Origin of the sequence: Paraburkholderia sp. GAS199 (assembly GCF_050436585.1) — a bacterium.
GTDB lineage: Bacteria > Pseudomonadota > Gammaproteobacteria > Burkholderiales > Burkholderiaceae > Paraburkholderia.
This window is the reverse complement of sequence record NZ_JBNDMM010000003.1, coordinates 365,923-384,369: the sequence shown is the minus strand read 5'-3', so window position 1 is coordinate 384,369 and position 18,447 is coordinate 365,923. Positions and strand designations below refer to the sequence as shown.

The following is an 18,447-nucleotide window of genomic DNA, read 5'->3' as shown; positions in this document are numbered from 1 at the left end:
TCCGCTTTGGCTTTAGTGGCAATACAGGTCGGTTTCAGCGTTGAACATGTCGAACGCGAGACGGGTCGCCTGATCCTGGCGCACGGCCGATAACCAGCGCCGGCGTTGCCAGTCGTCCAGTGTGCGCTCGAGGAACGCTGTGCTGGCCGCGTCGCCGGCACGCGTTGCGATGAACGAAGGCGCGGCCGCGATGGTGCCGGACAGTTGCCGGTAGTAAGCCCAGTCGGGCTGTTTGAGCAAGGCGCGAATCACGTATTCGTCGTCGACGAGCGCGGCGCACTCGCCCGCCTGAAACGCGAGCAAGGCGTCGAGCGGACGATCGTAGCGTTGCAGCACGCTGCCGCTGTCGTGCGCCGCACGCGCCGCGAACGGACTGTCAAGCGACGCGCAAATCGCGCGGTCTTTCAGATCGCGCCAGTTCTCCACCTTGCCATGACGCAAAACCAGCGCTGCGCCACGTCCGGACGAATACGCGGTTGGCGCGAATGCAACCGACGCATCCGGCGAGAAAGCCAGACCGGCGATGGCAAGGTCGGCCCGGCCCGATTGAACCGCCGCACGCGCTTCGCGTGGCTCGGCAAGCAGCAACTGCACCGGAACACCCATACGTTGACCGAGATCGGCGGCGAGCGCCGCGGCGTAGCTTTCCGGTGCGCGCACCGAGCGGTCGACCTTGCCGACTGTCAGCGTCGGCGCGGGCTGCGACGGCACGGCCACGATCAGCGTGCCGCGCGCGACGGCGGCGGCAAACGGTTTGTCTTCCGCGAACACATGGCGTAGCCCGCCGCTTGCCGGCGACCACGCGACGGCGACGAGCAGCAGAGCGGCCGCCACGATCGCGAACGGCACGAAGCGCCAGCGCCCGCCCAACTGCAATGCCGCGACGTGGACCCCTTTAGCCATTTTGCGCGAGACCGACGCGCCAGCGCAGCAGGCGCCGTTCGAGTAGCGAAAGACTCTTGTTGATCAGGAGCCCGAATAAGGCCAGCAGCACGATACCCGCGTACATATCGGGAATCTGAAATGTTTCCTGCGAATTGAGCGTGTAGAAGCCGAGTCCCGATCGCGCGCCGATCATTTCCGCCGCCACCAGCGCCGTGATGCTGTACGCGCCCGCCAGCCGGATACCCGTGAGAATTTCCGGCAGCGCGGCCGGCAAAACGACCTTCGTGAAAATGAATCCCTGCGACGCGCCCATCGAGCGCGCGGAATCGATGAACACGCGTTCGACCTGCTTGACGCCGGAAATCGTATTCAGCAAGACCGGCCAGAATGCAGCCCATACGATGATCGCGATCTTCGACGACTCGCCAATGCCGAGAAACAGAATGAACACGGGAAAGAGCGCAAAAGCGGAGACCTGCCGAAGCAGTTGATAAAGCGGATCGATGATGCGTTCGGCGCGCCGGAACCAGCCGAGCGCGAATCCGCAGACCACGCCGCCCGCGACGGCCAGCAGCAATCCGCTGATCGATCGGAACGCGCTCGACCCAAGGTGCTGCCACACTTCGCCGCTCTCGAAAAGCCGCCCGATGGCGAGCGCCACTTGCGACGGCGGACTCAGATAAGCCGGACTCACGACGCCAAAGCGCGGCAGCAATTCCCACAGCAGAACGAAAGCCACGAGCGCGATGGAACGCTCGAACGCCGCCGACAGATGCACACCGCGACGAAGCGGCCGGGCGCGGCGCGCTCGGGACGCGGATGCGATCAGTACCGGAAGATCGCGAACAGTGTTGTGATCGGCCACGCTATGCCTCTATGTGTTTTTCGACGACGCGCCCGGGCACGGGCTGTTCGCCGAGTTCCTGGCTCAGGCTCGCCCAGGCACGCTCGCGCAACGCGACGAATGCCGCCGAGTGACGAATCGAAGCCGGACGCGGACGCGGCAGATCGACGGTCATGATTTCCTTCACGCGACCCGGAGCGCGTCCCATGATGGCCACGCGATCCGCGAGAAAGATCGCTTCGTCGATACTGTGTGTGACGAACACGACCGTCTTAACGCTTTGTTCCCAGATGCCCAGCAATTCCTGTTGCAACGACTCGCGCGTTTGCGCGTCGAGCGCGCCGAAGGGTTCGTCCATCAACAGAATCTCGGGACCATACGCGAGCGCGCGGGCGATGGCCACGCGCTGCCGCATGCCGCCGGAGAGTTGATGCGGGTAGTGATCCGCGAAATCGATCAGGCCCACGAGGCGCAGAAAATGTTCTGCCACACTGCGCCGCTCCGCGCCTTTCACGCCACGAATTTCCAGCCCGGTTTCGACGTTCTTGCGTACCGTGCGCCACGGGAATAGCGCATAACCCTGGAACACCACGCCGAGCTTCTGGCGCGCCGCGCTCACCGGCTCGCCATCCACCGTGATCTCGCCCGACGTTTGCGGCACCAGTCCCGCGAGGACGCTCAGAAAAGTGGACTTGCCGCAACCGCTCGGGCCGAGCACCGCGAGAAACTCGCCGTCGCGCACGCTCAGGTCGAAGCCGTCCAGCACCGTATGGCTCGACCCCGTTGCCGCGTTCTCGTACGTGAGCGAGAGGTTGCGCGCGACGATCTTCGCGAACGAACGTGCTTCATGGCTCATCACGAGTTTCCGTTGGACGGTGCGGCCGCGTTTGCTGGAGACTGCGCCGCGACCTGCTTGCCGGCGAAGGCGTTGTATTGGTTCGTATAGACATCTTTCACCGACACCTTGCCCTTCGGAATCTTGCCGGCCTGTTCGAGAATATCGATGTAGTACTGGATCGGCGGCTCGGTTACGACGAGATCTTTCACGTAGGCGTATCGCTCCACCAGCTTCACGTCGATGCCGAGACGCTCAGCCGTGAGCTGGCGCGCTTCGTCCGGATGCGCGTTGACCCAGTTGCCCGCCTTCGCGATTGCGGTGACAAAATCCTTCACCGCCTGCGGATGCGCGCGCGCAAACGCGCCATTCACGCTATACGGCGCCATGCCGCCCAGGCCGCCGTCTTCGTCCCAGTCGCTCCACAGCTTGTGCAGTTGCGTATCGGCTTCGGCCGCGCCGGAGAACGGCGGGTGAATGATGGCGACGTCGACGTTTTTCGTGACCAGCGCCTGCTGCGACTGATTGTCCGGCACGACGATCCAGTTCACCTTCGACACGTCGACGCCATGCTGTGACAGATATTTCTTCGTCACGAACTCGGCGCACGCGCCGAAGCTGTTGAAGGCCACCGTCTTGCCTTCGAAATCTTTCGGCGAGCGGATGCCGGAGTCTTTGCGCGTGAAGTACTTCATATGCGGCGCGTCGCGCAACGTCTCGCCGCCCGCCGACACGACCTTGATATCCGCGCCGCTGGCAATCGCCGAAATGACGAGCGGCACCATCCGCGTGCCGAAGTCGATTTCGCCGGTTCCTACCAGCGGAATGATCTGCGGCGCCGAAATCTTGCCGACGTATTTCGGCCGCGTGCTGGTGTTCTCGAAGTAGCCGAGTTTGTCGGCGAGATAGACGAGATCGAACGCAGGATTGTCCGGATACTTGAAGTAGGTAATGTCCTGCTTTGCCGGGCCGGCCGAGGCAAGAGAAGAAGACGCGGCATTCTGCGCGTGATCTTCCTGCGGTTTGCAGCCACTCAGAAGAAGCAGGGCCGCCGCCGCGCAGGCCGCAATGAGCATTTTTCCGGCGAACGGAGACCGGGAGTGGGAAAGAAACGCCTTCATGGAATCAGCCTGGCAAAGCAGCGTGGAATGGGAGCGGAAAACCGCGCGGCGGCGGCAATGCCGGCACCGTGCGCAAAAAATATAGCGCGACGGTCCGCGTGACCCAACCAACAAAATATGCTTTGTTTAGCTTCCAGCGTTCAATCGCCGGCAACGGATGCCGCAGCGGCAAAATGTCTGCCGATGCGCACAACCGCTTAGCGAACGATGAGCGACGCGTTGACGCCGGCGTCGTTGCGACGCCGGGCGCTTTCGCTGTTTTTACTTCTGCGGCGCCAGTTTGTCCTGCGTGTTGGTGTCGAAGTCGCTGGCGGCATGGCGTTCGTGAAGCTGGTCCGAGGGCTCGCCGAACAGACGGTTCACCTTGCGCCCGCGCTGCACGGCCGCACGCTTGCCGATGGTGTCGGCCCAGCGTTGCACGTGCCGATACTCCTGCACCGACAGAAACTCGCCACCGCTGTACAACAACCCTTTGGCTAGCGCGCCGTACCACGGCCAGATGGCGATATCGGCGATCGTGTAGTCGTTGCCCGCGATGTATTCGTTGGCCGCGAGCTGCTTGTCCAGAACATCGAGCTGACGTTTCACTTCCATCGCGAAGCGGTCAATCGCGTATTCGATTTTCGTAGGCGCGTAGGCGTAAAAATGTCCAAAGCCGCCGCCCAGGTACGGCGCGCTGCCCATTTGCCAGAACAGCCACGAAAGGCATTCAGCGCGCGCGCCGGATTCGGTCGGCACGAAAGCCCCGAATTTTTCGGCCAGATAGAGCAGAATCGCGCCAGATTCGAATACGCGCACCGGTTTCGCGCCGCTGCGATCGAGCAGCGCCGGAATTTTCGAGTTCGGATTCACCTCGACGAAACCGCTGCCGAACTGGTCGCCGTCGCCAATCCTGATCGGCCAGGCGTCGTATTCCGCGCCGCTGTGGCCGAGCGCCAGCAATTCTTCCAGCATGACCGTCACCTTGACGCCGTTCGGCGTGGCGAGCGAATACAGCTGCAGCGGGTGTTGACCCACCGGCAATGCCTTCTCGTGCGTAGCCCCCGAGATCGGACGGTTGATGCTGGCGAAACGGCCACCGTTGTCCTTATTCCAGGTCCAGACCTTGGGCGGTTCGTATTCGGCGGGCTGACTCATGTTCGACGCTCCTTGCGGATAAGTAATCATTGCGGTATCAGCCGCGAGATTAACAAAACCAGGGAAAACGCGCTGGCGAGCGAACTGGCCGCCTGGGACGGGAATTTGCCGCGCTGATCGGGCGGCATCGGCAACCGTCCGGCACGATTTTTTATATCACAATGACATATAATCACCGGCGTACGCGGTTTTCCGTCTCGCGACAGCCGGGCCTTCAATTCCAACTCCGGCTGGCGCGGCTTCTCCCTCTTTCTCTCCGGGTTCGACCTTGTCCCGCAACGCCCTACTCCGCTGGCTCGTCAGCTTTACCCCCAGTCCGATGGCCGTGCGCTGGCCCGAGCGGCTGCGATCCTGTCTGGGCGCACTGCTGGGCATCGCATTCACCGGCGGAACGATGCACGTTCTGCTCGGCCCCGCTGCGAACATTCCCCTGCTAGTTGCGCCGATGGGCGCCTCGGCCGTGCTGCTGTTCGCCGTTCCCGCCAGTCCGCTTGCACAACCGTGGTCCATCATCGGCGGCAACCTGGTGTCCGCCACGGTGGGTGTGGCGTGCGCGAATGCAATCGGCGACCCCGTCGGCGCCGCGGCGCTCGCCGTTTCACTGGCCATCTGCGCGATGTTCGCGCTGCGCTGCGTGCATCCGCCATCCGGCGCGGTCGCGCTGACCGCCGTGCTCGGCGGACCCACGGTGCATGCACTTGGTTATCGCTTCGTGGCCGAACCCATCGCGATCCAGTCTGCCTTGCTGCTGTGTGCCGCGATCGTCTATCACGCCGCCACCGGGCATCGCTATCCGCATGTTGCGCCGCAGAGTTCGGGCAAGGGCACGCAACCGTCCGCCACGCCGCCGTCGGAAGGCTTCACGCGCGCGGATCTCGAAGCCGTGCTGAGCCGGCGCGGCGAACTGCTCGACATCGGCACGGACGATCTTGAATCGCTGCTGCGCGACGTTCAATTGCAGTCCTATGCCCGCACGTTCAATGAACTGACCTGCGCCGACATCATGTCGCGCTCGCTGGTGGCCGTCTCCGCGGTAACGAGAGCGTCCGCGGCGTGGCGTCTGTTGAAACAGCGTCATATCAAGGCATTGCCGGTGACGGACGAACGGCAGCATGTCATCGGCATCGTGACGCGTACCGATCTCGTCGACAAACGGGCGTTTCGCCGGGTGGCCGGGATGCCGCCTGCGGTGCAGCGGTGGTTCAGGCGCAACGTGGTGTCCGAGCCGCTGGTGGGCGCGCTGATGAATGCGGAAGTTCACACCATCGACGCCGCAACGCCCATCGTCGAACTGGTGCCGGTGTTCGCCAATTACGGCCACCATCACATCCCCGTTCTCGACTCGCACAAACGGCTTGCCGGCATGATTACGCAGGCCGATCTCATCGCGGGACTGTATCGTCAGTCATATGCCGAGAAGCATCGCGCGGTGTGACGCGCACGCGGTTCAGCGAGAAATCGAACGCGGGCATAAATATCACGTCGTGATATAGTTTGTCTTCGGCATCCTCACGACACTTCGATGAAAACACTCACACGCGGCCTGACCAAGGCGAACTTCGAACAACTCTCCGAGTTTCGCTATCAGATGCGGCGCTTCGAGCGTTTTTCCGAACAGGCCGCTCAGGGCGAAGGCATCACGCCGCTGCAATATCTCCTGCTGCTGCATATCAAGGGCTATCCCGAGCGCGACTGGGCGACCGTCGGCGAACTTGCGGAGCGGCTTCAATCGCAGCATCACGGCGTGGTCGCACTGGTGTCCCGCTGCGAAGCGCTCGGTCTGGTGCGCCGCAAAGTGAGCGCCACCGATCGTCGTCAGGTGGAAGTCCATTTATTGAAGGCCGGTGAACAGGTACTCGCCCGTCTCGCCGAAATGCATCGCGCCGAATTGAAGTCGCTCAAAGGCGCGTTCAACGTCCCGCAAATCGATGTCTGAAGCGCCATGAACCTTTCCAGTCACAAACGCGATTTCGCCGTGAATGCGCGGCTGCCCGGCATTGCCGCGCTGGCCGCCGGCATCGGCGCGCTGAGCACGCTCGCCGCTTTCGTGTTGCTGAGCCTGATCCACCTTTTCACCAACCTCTTTTTCTTCCAGCAGTTTTCATTCGCGGACCGTTCGCCCGCGCTCAATCATCTGGGACTCTGGGTCGTATTCATTCCGGTGGCCGGCGGTCTGATCGTGGGTCTGATGGCGCGCTACGGTTCGGAAAAAATTCGCGGCCACGGCATTCCCGAAGCCATCGAAGCGATTCTGTTCGGCAAGAGCCGCATGTCGCCGAAAGTGGCGGTGCTCAAGCCGCTGTCGTCGGGCATCGTGATCGGCAGCGGCGGCCCGTTCGGTGCTGAAGGACCGATCATCATGACGGGCGGCGCACTCGGATCGCTGATCGCGCAATGCTTCAAGGTGACGTCCGCCGAGCGCAAGACGCTGCTGGTAGCGGGCGCCGCCGCGGGCATGACCGCCGTGTTCGGCACGCCCGTCGCGGCGGTTCTGCTCGCGGTCGAATTGCTGCTGTTCGAATGGCGGCCGCGCAGCTTTCTGCCCGTGGCGCTCGCGTGTGCGGTGGCGGGCTTCGCGCGCGCGGTGTTCTTCGGCACGGGCCCGCTGTTTCCGCTCGAAACCGCGCCGCCCGGCGCGTTGTCGCTGGTGTCGTGCGTGATCGCCGGGTTGCTGTCCGGTGCGCTGGCGTCGGGCCTGTCGGCGGCGCTCTACAAAACCGAAGACCTGTTCGGCAAGTTGCCGCTTCACTGGATGTGGTGGCCGGCGCTCGGCGGACTGGTGGTCGGCATCGGCGGCTTTATCGAACCGCGCGCGCTCGGTGTCGGTTACGACGTGATCGGCGACCTGCTTCATCAGCATATGGCCGTGCAGATTGCGCTGGCCATCCTGCTCGTCAAGGCGGTCATCTGGGTGGTGGCACTGGGTTCCGGTACATCGGGCGGCGTGCTCGCGCCGCTCCTGATGCTCGGCGCCGGGCTCGGCGTTCTGCTCGGACATGTGTTGCCGGGCGGCGAACCCGCATTGTGGCCGCTCGTGTGCATGGCCGCCGTGCTCGGCGCGACGCTCGGCGCACCGCTCACCGCCATCGTCTTCGCCTTCGGCCTCACGCACGACAGTAACGCGTTGCTGCCGCTGCTCGCCGCCACGCTGGTCGCGCACGGCTTCGCGACGGTCGTCATGAAGCGCTCCATCATGACGGAGAAAATCGCGCGGCGCGGCTATCACATCTATCGCGAGTACGGCGTCGATCCGCTCGAACGTCATCACGTGGACGAAGTCATGTCGCGCACGATCGAAACCATCGACGGCGATCTGCCGCTTGCCGAGGTTCTGTCCGGCTACTTCGGCGCGGCGCAGACGCATCGCGCCTATCCCGTGGTTCGCGCCGGCGTGCTGCTGGGCGTGGTCGACCGCGCACTGCTCGACGCTGCCGGCGAACATCAACACGGCCAAGCGCATCAACGGCGTCTGGCCGACGTACTGCACGATACGCCGGCCTTCGCGTTGCCCGGCGAAACCTGCCGGCTCGTCGCGACGCGGCTTGCCGTGCTCGGACTCGAACGCCTGCCGGTCGTGGCCGATTCCACCACGCGGCAACTGGTCGGCATCGTATCGCGCAGCGATCTGATCAAGCCGTCGCTCGCGCATTTCGACGACGAACACAAAAAAGAACGCTTCCGTCGTTTGCCGATGCCCACGGGCAAACGGCATTTCCCGCCGGCGTGACAAGCACCGGCGCAACGGTGGGTCTTCACGCCAACGTGCGGGCGATCCGCCACTGCTTCCGATGGATCGCCCGACGTCATCAGCCAGCCTGAATCAGGCGGCCCAGCGGTGCAAGCGGACCGACCGGCAGGAATTCGTACGTCATCAGTCCGTCGGCCACCAGCGGCAGCGCGTCCAGCGTCGCCTTGGCCTGCTCGACCGATTCCACGTTCATCAGGAAGATCGGGCCCGCCTTCTCGCGAAACCAGAATTGCTCCACCTTGCCGTCGAGATACAGCTTGAGCGTGGCGGGCACTTCGCTCGGCATGTGCTGCTGGAGCTTGTCCGGGGTGAGGGTCAGTTGCGCCGATGCGATAGCAAATACTTTCATGTTCGACTCCGTGATCGAGGTTGGTGTTGCGCTGTACAACGGAGAGAACTGTAGCCTTCCGGCGCAAAGACCGGTATCGTCGCAAATGCCAACTTTATGGTCATTTACGCCATGCGCATTTCGATCCTCGCCCTCGAAGGACTGTTCGACACCGGCCTGACGGCCATGCTCGACACGCTGTCGCTCGCCAACAAGTTTTCGGCCCGGCAATTTGGCGGCACGCCCTATTTCGACGTGTCGATCGTCGGCGTACGCAGGAAGGTGCGCTCCGGTCAGGGCCTCGTCATACCCGTGCGCCCCATCACGCCCGATCTGAAGCCCGACTGGGTCGTCATTCCGGCGCTGGGCACCGGCACGCCGGACGAACTGGTGCCCGCGCTCGCGCGACCCGACGTGCGGGCGGCGGGCGGGCAACTGATGGCGTGGCACGCCGAAGGCGCGCAAATCGCGGCGTCCTGCATCGGCACGTTTCTCGTCGCGGAAACGGGGCTGCTCGATCACCGTGCAGCCACCACGACCTGGTGGCTCGGGCCGCTCTTCCGGCAGCGCTATCCGAACGTGCTGCTCGACGAATCGCGCATGCTGGTGCCGTCCGATGTCGGCGTCACGGCGGGCGCGGCGCTCGGTCATCTCGACCTCGCGCTCTGGCTGGTGCGCCGCGCGAGTCCGGAACTCGCCGCTGTCGTGTCGCGCTATCTGCTCGCCGATATTCGCTCGTCCCAGGCGCCATACATCATTCCCAACCATCTCGCGCAGGCGGACCCCTTGATCCAGCGATTCGAACGCTGGGCGCGCGATCATCTCAAGGACGGCTTCTCGCTACGGGATGCGGCCAGCGCGCTCGCCACCAGCACGCGCTCGTTGCAGCGACGCTGCCAGGACGTGCTCGGCAAATCGCCGCTCGCCTACTTCCAGGACCTGCGCGTCGAGCATGCGCAGTCGCTGTTGCACGGCAGCGGTCTCGACATCGACGCAATCGCCGCCGAAGTGGGTTACGTCGACGGTGCGACCTTGCGCACGCTGCTGCGTCAACGGCTGGGACGCGGCGTACGCGATCTTCGCGCCGAACTGCGCTAATTCCCGTCTCTCATCCGCTCACCACGGCACAGTCCGGCCGAGATAGTCGAGATAGTGCAGCCCGGCCTGACCTTCGTGAGCTTCGATGGTGTTCACCAGATTCGGAATGCTCTCGTCGATGGTGAGGCGGGCGCCCGGACCGCCCATGTCGGTCTGCACCCAACCGGGCGCCATCAGCAGCAGCGTGCGCGGCACCTCGGCGCGGCGGGCCGCGTAAGTGCGCATGAACATATTCAGCGCCGCCTTGCTGCCCCGGTAGACTTCGTAATTCGCGTTGGTGGCGTTCGTCAGGCTGCCCTGTCCCGACGACATCACACCGATCGTGCCGGTCGGCGGCACGAGGTCTTCGAGCGTGTCGATGACCCGCATCGGACTCAGCGAATTCGTCACCATGACGCGCACGAATTCGTCCGTCGAGACATCGGCCAGCGTTTCACCGTCGTCGTTTTTCACGCCGGCATTCACGAACAGCACGTCGATGCGCCGGTCCGCGAGACGTTGACGCAGAGCGCTCACCTGCGCGGGGACGGTCACGTCCACGGTCTCGACTTCCAGCGCGCCCGCGCTGCGCGCCGCCAGTTGCCGGAGTGCGTCGGTCGAGTTGGCGCGCCCGGTTGCGATGACGCGATAGCCGCGCTTCAGATACGTTTCGACCATCGCGAAGCCGAGTCCGCGCGACGCGCCAATCAATAGAACGGTTTTCTGCGAAGCAATGTGCGACATGGCTCTCTCCTGGTTTCAAATGCGCCGGCAAATGCTGCCGTTCAAGCGATTCAATATAGCCAGCCGGGGCGAACGCCGGAAGGCGCGGCCGCTGCAACTAAACTATGCGCCAGACGCCTTCGTCGCCGTTGCCGTCCTCCACTTCTGCCCGCTGCCAACGACACATGTCCGAACCCGATCTCAATCTGCTATTCGCGCTCGACGCCCTGTTCAGCGAGAAGAACGTGACGCGCGCCGCCAGATCGCTGCATCTGAGTCCGTCCGCCATGAGCCGCACACTGACGCGTCTGCGTGAAACGACCGGCGATCCGCTGCTCGTGCGCGCCGGTCGCGAGATGGTGTTGACGCCCTACGCCGAGGAAATTCGCGAGCACACGCAGCGCACGGTTCACGAGGCGCGCGCGTTACTGCTTCCGTCGGTGACGTCGCCCGACTTCTCGACCTTGCGCAGAACGCTCGGGATTCGCGCCAATGAAGCCTTCGTGGAAGCCTTCGGTGCGCCTCTGATTGCCGAACTCACCGCGCTTGCGCCGTTCGTGCGCCTGCACTTTTTCGCCAAAGCGGAAAAGAACGCCGAGAGTCTGCGCAAGGGCGAGGCCGATCTGGAGATTGGCGTGGTGGAAGACATGGGCCCCGAGATACGGATTCAGGCGCTGTTCCGCGACCGCTATGTGGGCGTGGTCCGCAAAGGGCATCCGCTGGACACCAGGGCAAAAGTCACGATGCAACGGTATGCGGCGTTCGGCCATGTGCTCGCGCCGCATGGCAGGTCGACCGTCGAGGCGCTCGACGCCGGGCTTGCACGCGCGAATCTCGAGCGGACCACGGTCGCGATCGTGCCGAGCTTTCCCGCCGCTCTCGCGGTGGCGCGCGCGTCCGATCTGATCGCGCTGCTTCCCGCGTCTTTCATGCAGGCGCAAAACGCCGCCGCCGGCGATTGTTCGTTCGAGCTTCCCGTTCCCGCCGACACCTTCACGATCTCGCAGATGTGGCATCCACGCTCGGAGAACGATGCGGTTCACCGCTGGCTGCGGCAGATCGTTCTCAAGGTATGCCGTCAGCGAATTCCGCTGTAAGCGTTGCCGTCCCGGCGAGCAAAACGGCGGCGGTCTACACTGCGGTGTCGCAGTCTTCGCCTGGTCAGCGCGCTTAGCTGCGTTGCTTACTTGCTTCGCTCATCACCGTCCAGCCATTTCGATCCGCTTACGATGCCACGTTCAACAGGCCTGCCTCTGCGTCACACCGTCCTCATGCTCTGCGCCGCAAGCGCGATCGGCTCAGCTGCCGCGCAAGACGTCGACCCGTCGCCGGAGCGTCTCGCCGCCAGCGGCATTCATCACGCGAAACACACGGATAACGGCTTCGAAAACAGCGACGGCCCGCTCGCGCGCGGCTCGGTCTGGAAGTGGCGCTGGGAGCGGCTGATTCACGGCCTGCCGCGTCCGCCGGAGAACGGCTACGCGTTTCCCGTCGATCATCCCGATGTGGCGTGGCTCAAGGCCAACCGCAGCGTGAACACGATGACGTGGATCGGCCATGCGAGCGCGCTGCTGCAGATAGACGGCGTGAATATCCTGACCGACCCGGTGTTCTCCGAACGCGCGTCGCCGTTCTCGTTCGCGGGACCGAAGCGTTACGTGCCGCCCGGCCTCGCGCTGACGGACCTGCCACATATCGACGTGGTGCTGATCTCGCACAGCCACTACGACCATCTCGACGCGGCGAGCGTGCAGGCCTTGAATGCCCAGGCGGGCGGCCCGCCGCTCTTTCTCGTGCCGCTCGGCATCAAGGCGTGGCTCGCGAACAAGGGCATCGTGAATGCGCAGGAACTGGACTGGAGCGATCGCACGCGGGCGTCGGGGCTCGACTTCTGGTTCGTGCCGGCCACGCACTGGTCCGCGCGCAGCCTGACCGACCGCAACGAAACCTTGTGGGGCGGCTGGGTCGTCAGGACGCCGCCGCATGCGGCGCATCCGTTCTCGCTGTATTTCGCGGGCGACACGGGTTATTCCGGCGACTTCAAACGGATCGGCGCGGCCTTCGGCTGCTTCGATCTCGCGCTGATTCCCATCGGGGCGTACGCGCCGCGCTGGTTCATGGGTCCACAGCACGTCGATCCGCAACAGGCCGTGCAGATCTTCCAGGACATCCACGCGAGAAAGGCCATCGGCATTCACTGGGGCACGTTCGAACTCGCCGACGAACCGCTCGACGAGCCGCCGAAAAAGCTCGCCGACGCCACCCGCGACGCCGGACTTTCCCCCGATGCGTTCACCGTGCTGCATCACGGGCAGATGATGACGCTCGACACGTCCACTGCCGGCGCCTGCACGCCCTAGCGTCTCAGTTCGGAAAGAATCGCCTCGGCGAGAAAATCGCAGGGCGGACGTTTGGACGCCGTGCTGCGCGCGAGCACCATCTCGAGCGCGTCGATTTCGGGCAAGCCTTGCGCCGGTCCCAGCAACGAGAAGTGCTTCGGCACCGCGCAACGCGCCAGCGGCACGATGGCGAGCCCCGCTTCGGCCATCGACAGCAGGCCGAGCAGGCTTGGGCTTTCATACGACGTCCGGTAGCTGATCTTCGCCCGCTCCAGGCTGCGAATTGCGTTCTCGCGCGCCACGCTGCCCGTCAGAAAGACGGCGATCGGCAGCGGCCTCTCCTGCCAGATTTCGTGAGCGCTCGGCACCGCCGCCCATTCCATCGGTTCGAAGCGGATGAACTCGCCGGACACGCCCTTCACGCGCGTCGCGCAGACCAGATCGACGGAGCCGTCCTTCACCATCGGCGCGAGCGCGAGGCTCGGCAAACCGACCACCTGAATCTCCACCTTGGGATAAGTCGCGGAAAATTTCTTGAGAATCGGCGGCAGCAGCGACGACGCGTAGTCGTCCGGCACGCCGATGCTCACGCGGCCGGTGACGTCCGGACGGACCACGGCGGCCCACGCTTCGTCACGCAAGGCCAGCATGCGGCGGGCGTAGGTCAGCAGCACTTCGCCGTCCTGCGTCGGCACCACGCTGCGCGGTTTGCGCACGAACAGCGGCTTGCCCAGCGCGGTTTCGAGGGTCTTGATCTGCATGCTGACCGCCGACTGCGAGCGGTGCACGACTTCCGCCGCGCGGCTGATGTTACCGGTGTCGGCCACCGCGACGATCATCGACATGACGTCCAGGTCGAGTGCTTTCAAAGGGCTTGGTATCAGAAAAGTGAATAGATTCGATCAATATTACGCGATTTTCTAAAATATCGACATCGGGCATAGTGACCCCAAAGGAGCCTGTCAATGAACGCCCGTACCGATTTCTCTGTGCTTGCCGTACCTGAAGTGTCGTTCGCGACCATCGCGTCCGGCATCAGCGTGCCGTATGTCGAGTGCGGAGAAGGCGAACCGCTGCTGTTCGTTCACGGGTCGTTGTGCGATTTTCGCTACTGGGATGCGCAAACGGCCGCGCTGTCCCAGCACTATCGCTGCATTTCGGTGAGCCTGAGCCACTATTGGCCGGCGAATGAGGCATGCATTCAGGGCGAATTCGGCTGGCAGACGCATGTCGCCGAACTGGCTGAATTCATCGAGGCGCTCGATCTCGCGCCGGTCCATCTGGTCGGCCATTCGCGCGGCGGTTGCGTGGCGTTTCATATGGCGCGTGAGTATCCGCGTCTGGTCAAAACGCTGACGCTGGCCGACCCCGGCGGTCCGCTGCACGTCGAAGGCACGCCGGAAGCGTCGCTGCCGCCGGCCACCAACGTGCTGCGCGCGCGCGTCGCGGAACTCATCGAAAGCCATCAGATCGACGCCGGACTCGAACTGTTCGTCGATTCCGTGAGCATGCCGGGCGCGTGGCGCAAGAGCCCGATCGCGTTTCGCACCATGGCCATCGACAACGCGGACACCTTGCCCAAACAGCTTCGCGATCCGCTGCCCGCCTATTCGCGCGAAGCGGCGCAGGGCGTGAAGTGCCGCACCCTGCTGATCGACGGACAGCGCAGCCCGCGCATGTTCCGCAATAACGTCGAAAAGCTCGTCGAGTGGATCGACTACGCCGAGCGGCAGACCATCGCCGGGGCGTCGCACGGCATGAACGTATCGAATGCCGGCGCGTTCAACCGGGTCCTGCAGGCGTTTCTCGCTGCGTAAGCACGTTTCGTCGGCACCACGACCATGACCACGCTCGCCAACCGCCCGAATACGGCGCTCCTCGTCATCGATCTCCAGAACGACGTCATCGCCGAAGCGTACCGGCGCGACGACGTGCTGCGCGTCGTCAACACGCTGGTCGACAAAGCGCGTGCTGCGAACGTACCCGTGATCTGGATTCGTCATTCGGACGAAGAACTAGTAGCCGGCAGCGACGCGTGGCAGTTGGTCGGCGAACTCTCGCCCGCGCCGCTCGAAACGATTGTCGAGAAGCACTATCGCGACGCGTTCGAAGCGACCGAACTGGAGCCGACACTCGCCGCGCTCGGCGTGGGACGGCTCATCGTGACCGGCGCGCAAACGGACATGTGCGTGCGCTCGACGCTGCACGGCGCCCTCGCACGTGGTTACGACGCCATCCTCGTGGCCGACGCGCACACGACCGTCGACTCCTCCGCACACGGCGCACCGCCGCCGCACAGCGTGATCGCCCACACGAATTTCTACTGGCGCAACCAGCGTGCGCCGGGCCGCACGGGCGGCGTCGTGGAAAGCCGGGAAGTCGATTTCGGGCGCCCGAGCAATTCCGCGCGGCACTGACTGCACGCGCGCTACCCGGCTTCCCGCAGGAGTTCGTCGAAGCCCGGTCGCGACAGATGCAGCACTTCGTAGCGCTCGCCCGGCACCGCGGCCGGCGGATTGTCGATCCATAACGTCAGGACCACGCGCTCCCACGAACGCGGATCGATCGCGCACGCGCTGATCAGCGCACTGCGATGCGCGGCCAGTTGTTCGACCTCGGCCATCGCGTCGCGCGCGGCGTTGGCGAGATCGGCCTCGCGAGCGAGCGGCACGCGATCACGCGTGGCGCTCACCGGAAACGTAAACGCCGCTTCTCCCCGCACGCACAGCAGGCCGGACCACGTCTGCACGACAGGCCGTCCGAACGATTCGACGATGCCCTGAAAGCCGCCGCCCTCCCACAGAAAGCGGTTCATGCCCGCCGTGTCGTTCCACAAATAGAACGGCGCGTACTGGTTCAGCGTGGACCCCGCCTTGCCACGTTCGCGAATCAGGTAAGCCTTCACACCGAGCCCGCCGAACGCGTCGGTCATATGTCCGCGCTCCGCCACGCGGTTGCGGATCGTGTTCATATCGTAGTCGGCGGGCAACGTGATTTCGTAATGCATCGCATACATGGTCGCGCTCCAGGTTCCGCTTCGGCCAGACGGACTGCCAGCTTTGCACTCTAGAAGATTATCGGTAGAACGAACGATATCCGTCGCGCGAACATGAGCGTTTGGCGGATGATCGCCTGCCGGTTGGAAAGCGCGACGTGCCGTGCGCGCGGCCTGGTCGAAGGGCGGCGGCCTCACCGGCAACGCCGCCACGCGCGCCGTACCGGACACCATCTCTAAAATCGTACCGGTACTGTACCGGCTCACGTCGATAGAATGTTTTCCAGTTCTACCGATCCCGGAGCCTTCCATGTCGTACCTGAGTCTCAGCGCATTGCCCGCGGGCATCCTGTTCGCGCTCGTCACCACCATCACGCCAGGCCCAAATAACACCATGCTGCTGGCCTCGGGCGTCAATTTCGGGTTTCGCCGCACCTTGCCGCATCTGTCGGGCATTAGCGCCGGCGTCGTGCTGCTGATGCTGTCGGTGGGGATCGGTCTCGGCGAAGCCTTCGTCCACTTTCCGGTGCTGTACACCGTGCTCGAAGTGGCGAGCGTCGCGTATCTGCTGTATCTGGCGTGGAAGATCGGCACCTCGGGTCAGCTGAAGGTGAAGAAAGCCGACAGCCGGCCGATGAAGTTCTACGAAGCGATCGCCTTCCAGTGGGTCAATCCGAAAGCGTGGATGATGGTGCTCACCGCCGCGACCACCGTCCACCTGAGCGAAAGCTTCAGCGTCAACGCGATGGCCATGGCGGTGATCTTCTACGTGATCGGCTTTCCGTGCATCTGCCTGTGGGCCGGTTTCGGCACCGCCATGCGCCGCGTGCTGTCGGACCCGAAACGTCTGCGCATCTTCAACGTGGCGATGGCGCTGCTGCTGGTGGCTTCGCTCTATCCGATCGCGCTGAAGCTGTCGGGACACGCCGGCTGAGTGCCGCCACCGTGGCGCGCGTCAGTTGCTAGAGCGCGCCCTGCCCGACCCGCTCGATGAAACGCCACAACGCGTCGTCCGTGGAATAAGGCGCGTTGAAGCGAAACCAGGCGCTGGGCGCGTCGTCGGGGCGGAAGTAGGAACCGGGCGCGAGCCAGATGCCGTGCGCGAGCGCGGCGGTCGCCACTTCGCCGGCGCGCTCGGCCTCGATCGGCAAACGCGCCCACAGGAAAAGCCCGGCGCGCGGACGGTGAAACAGTTCGAGCCCGAGCGAATCGATGCGCTCCTCCACCGTGGCATGCGCGGCCTTGAGCCGTTCGTTCACGGCTTCCACATGACGCGCGTAGCGCCCTTCGAGCAGCACCTTGTCGACGATCCGCTCGATCGCCTCCGACGAAGTCAGCCCCACCGCCATCTTGGTCCGCGCCAGTTCGCGCAGAACCGCGCGCTCGGCCACCACATAGCCGCAGCGCAGCCCCGGCGTCACCGTCTTCGAAAACCCCCCTACGTACAGCACGCGCTGCAAGCCTTCCATGGCCGCGAACAGGGGCGCGCCGGTGGGTGCAAGCTCACGGCTCACATCGTCTTCGATGACCCACATGCGCTGACGCTCGGCGATCTGCAACAGGCGGAACGCCGCCGACATGCCGAAAGTCGCGCCGGTCGGATTCTGCAGCGTGGTATTGACGAAGATCGCCTTCGGCTTGTGCTGCGCGACGAGCGCCTCCAGCACGTCCGTATCGACGCCGGCCGGCGTGCGCGGCACGCCATGCACCACCAGACCGGCGAGCTTGAGAATCTGCAGCAGATTGCAGTAACCCGGATCTTCGACGATCACGGCGTCGCCGGCGCGCAGCAACGTACGCACGATCAGGTCGAGCCCTTGCGTCGCGCCCTGTGTGAGCAGCACGTTGGACACGTCGACCGGCAAACCGCGGCGGTCAAGTTGCTCGGCGATGCGCTCGCGCAACGGTGCGAAGCCGTACGGATGCCCGTAGTCGCCCAGACGCGCCGCCGGCACGCGGCTCATCGCCCGCAGCGCGTGCTGCAAGCCGCTTTCGTTGATCCACTCGTTCGGCAGCCAGCCGCCGCCGGCCTTGATCGGCACCGAATGGTCGGCGAATACGTCCGAGAGCAGCCAGGTGGCGGTCAGGCTCGGCGGCTGCCATTCGGTGGCGGCCGCGCGCGCGGGCTGCGAGCGCAGCGCCACGCGATAGCCGGAGCCGCGCCGCGCCACGACCAGTCCCATCGAAACAAGACGGTTGTAAGCCTCCGTCACGGTGAAGGTGCTCAGTTCGTGACTTTGCGCGAGTTGCCGCACCGAGGGCAGCAGCGCGCCGGCGCGCAGCGATTGCGCCTCGATGGCGCTCGCAAAGCCTTGCACCACCTGCTCGACGAGGGTTGGAGCGGCGCGGCGGTCGCGCTCGAGTTGTAGTTCGATCATGGTCGGAACGGGAATGATGCCGGGCGAGTGTCGAACC

At 64.4% G+C, this 18,447-nt stretch carries 19 protein-coding genes; 9 read left to right on the top strand and 10 right to left on the bottom strand.

Annotated elements, in window-relative coordinates; all coding sequences use genetic code 11:
• Positions 1–12: 12 nt before the first annotated feature.
• From P3T18_RS13425 to yghU, 5 genes are all read right to left on the bottom strand, one after another.
• Positions 13–903, bottom strand: coding sequence for an ABC transporter substrate-binding protein (locus P3T18_RS13425; protein WP_429300409.1), 891 nt, complete (start codon positions 901–903; stop codon positions 13–15).
• On the bottom strand, positions 896–1,663 hold the full coding sequence (locus P3T18_RS13420) for an ABC transporter permease (protein ID WP_429301089.1): 768 nt from the start codon (positions 1,661–1,663) through the stop codon (positions 896–898). The genes P3T18_RS13425 and P3T18_RS13420 overlap by 8 nt, the downstream gene beginning before the upstream one ends.
• A gap of 88 nt (positions 1,664–1,751) precedes the next feature.
• Complete coding sequence (locus tag P3T18_RS13415) at positions 1,752–2,585, bottom strand: ABC transporter ATP-binding protein (protein WP_429300408.1); 834 nt, start codon at positions 2,583–2,585, stop codon at positions 1,752–1,754.
• Entirely contained in the window at positions 2,585–3,685 is a 1,101-nt protein-coding gene (locus P3T18_RS13410) for an ABC transporter substrate-binding protein (protein ID WP_429300407.1), read from the bottom strand. The genes P3T18_RS13415 and P3T18_RS13410 overlap by 1 nt, the downstream gene beginning before the upstream one ends.
• 261 nt (positions 3,686–3,946) lie before the next feature.
• Positions 3,947–4,822, bottom strand: coding sequence for a glutathione-dependent disulfide-bond oxidoreductase (gene yghU, locus P3T18_RS13405; RefSeq protein ID WP_429300406.1), 876 nt, complete (start codon positions 4,820–4,822; stop codon positions 3,947–3,949).
• 268 nt (positions 4,823–5,090) lie between these two features.
• On the opposite strand from yghU, the gene P3T18_RS13400 reads away from it, so the two are divergent.
• The 3 genes from P3T18_RS13400 to P3T18_RS13390 all read left to right on the top strand — a co-directional run bounded on the left by P3T18_RS13400 (position 5,091) and on the right by P3T18_RS13390 (position 8,549).
• Positions 5,091–6,257, top strand: a complete 1,167-nt coding sequence (locus P3T18_RS13400) for an HPP family protein (RefSeq protein ID WP_429300405.1) — start codon at positions 5,091–5,093, stop codon at positions 6,255–6,257.
• Positions 6,258–6,344: 87 nt separating this feature from the next.
• Complete coding sequence (locus P3T18_RS13395; RefSeq protein WP_429300404.1) at positions 6,345–6,758, top strand: MarR family winged helix-turn-helix transcriptional regulator; 414 nt, start codon at positions 6,345–6,347, stop codon at positions 6,756–6,758.
• A 6-nt stretch (positions 6,759–6,764) separates the two neighbouring features.
• On the top strand, positions 6,765–8,549 hold the full coding sequence (locus tag P3T18_RS13390) for a chloride channel protein (RefSeq protein WP_429300403.1): 1,785 nt from the start codon (positions 6,765–6,767) through the stop codon (positions 8,547–8,549).
• A 79-nt stretch (positions 8,550–8,628) separates the two neighbouring features.
• On the opposite strand, the gene P3T18_RS13385 is transcribed toward P3T18_RS13390, so the two are convergent.
• On the bottom strand, positions 8,629–8,919 hold the full coding sequence (locus P3T18_RS13385) for a hypothetical protein (protein WP_429300402.1): 291 nt from the start codon (positions 8,917–8,919) through the stop codon (positions 8,629–8,631).
• 111 nt (positions 8,920–9,030) lie between these two features.
• Between P3T18_RS13385 and P3T18_RS13380 the strand changes: the two genes are divergently transcribed.
• A complete protein-coding gene (locus tag P3T18_RS13380; RefSeq protein WP_429300401.1) occupies positions 9,031–9,996 on the top strand; it encodes a GlxA family transcriptional regulator in 966 nt (321 codons plus the stop codon).
• Between the two features lie 18 nt (positions 9,997–10,014).
• Here the strand turns inward: P3T18_RS13380 and P3T18_RS13375 are convergent, their stop codons facing one another.
• Positions 10,015–10,719 carry an SDR family NAD(P)-dependent oxidoreductase gene (locus tag P3T18_RS13375; protein WP_429300400.1) on the bottom strand — a complete coding sequence of 235 codons (705 nt, stop codon included), beginning with the start codon at positions 10,717–10,719 and terminating at the stop codon, positions 10,015–10,017.
• 164 nt (positions 10,720–10,883) lie between these two features.
• Between P3T18_RS13375 and P3T18_RS13370 the strand changes: the two genes are divergently transcribed.
• Positions 10,884–11,795, top strand: a complete 912-nt coding sequence (locus P3T18_RS13370; protein ID WP_429300399.1) for a LysR family transcriptional regulator — start codon at positions 10,884–10,886, stop codon at positions 11,793–11,795.
• A 174-nt stretch (positions 11,796–11,969) separates the two neighbouring features.
• The gene (locus P3T18_RS13365; protein WP_429301088.1) at positions 11,970–13,058 is read left to right on the top strand and encodes an MBL fold metallo-hydrolase; all 1,089 of its coding nucleotides are present in this window, start codon (positions 11,970–11,972) and stop codon (positions 13,056–13,058) included.
• On the opposite strand, the gene P3T18_RS13360 is transcribed toward P3T18_RS13365, so the two are convergent.
• Entirely contained in the window at positions 13,055–13,876 is an 822-nt protein-coding gene (locus P3T18_RS13360; protein ID WP_429301087.1) for a LysR substrate-binding domain-containing protein, read from the bottom strand. The two genes, P3T18_RS13365 and P3T18_RS13360, sit on opposite strands and share 4 nt — an antisense overlap.
• A gap of 126 nt (positions 13,877–14,002) precedes the next feature.
• On the opposite strand from P3T18_RS13360, the gene P3T18_RS13355 reads away from it, so the two are divergent.
• On the top strand, positions 14,003–14,854 hold the full coding sequence (locus P3T18_RS13355) for an alpha/beta fold hydrolase (RefSeq protein ID WP_429300398.1): 852 nt from the start codon (positions 14,003–14,005) through the stop codon (positions 14,852–14,854).
• Positions 14,855–14,878: 24 nt separating this feature from the next.
• Entirely contained in the window at positions 14,879–15,454 is a 576-nt protein-coding gene (locus P3T18_RS13350) for a cysteine hydrolase family protein (RefSeq protein ID WP_429300397.1), read from the top strand.
• Positions 15,455–15,465: 11 nt separating this feature from the next.
• On the opposite strand, the gene P3T18_RS13345 is transcribed toward P3T18_RS13350, so the two are convergent.
• On the bottom strand, positions 15,466–16,053 hold the full coding sequence (locus tag P3T18_RS13345) for a DUF4865 family protein (protein WP_429300396.1): 588 nt from the start codon (positions 16,051–16,053) through the stop codon (positions 15,466–15,468).
• A 289-nt stretch (positions 16,054–16,342) separates the two neighbouring features.
• Between P3T18_RS13345 and P3T18_RS13340 the strand changes: the two genes are divergently transcribed.
• Entirely contained in the window at positions 16,343–16,966 is a 624-nt protein-coding gene (locus P3T18_RS13340) for a LysE family translocator (protein ID WP_429300395.1), read from the top strand.
• A gap of 28 nt (positions 16,967–16,994) precedes the next feature.
• Here P3T18_RS13340 and P3T18_RS13335 read toward each other — a convergent pair whose 3' ends face one another.
• Positions 16,995–18,410 carry a PLP-dependent aminotransferase family protein gene (locus tag P3T18_RS13335; RefSeq protein ID WP_429300394.1) on the bottom strand — a complete coding sequence of 472 codons (1,416 nt, stop codon included), beginning with the start codon at positions 18,408–18,410 and terminating at the stop codon, positions 16,995–16,997.
• Positions 18,411–18,447 lie beyond the last annotated feature (37 nt).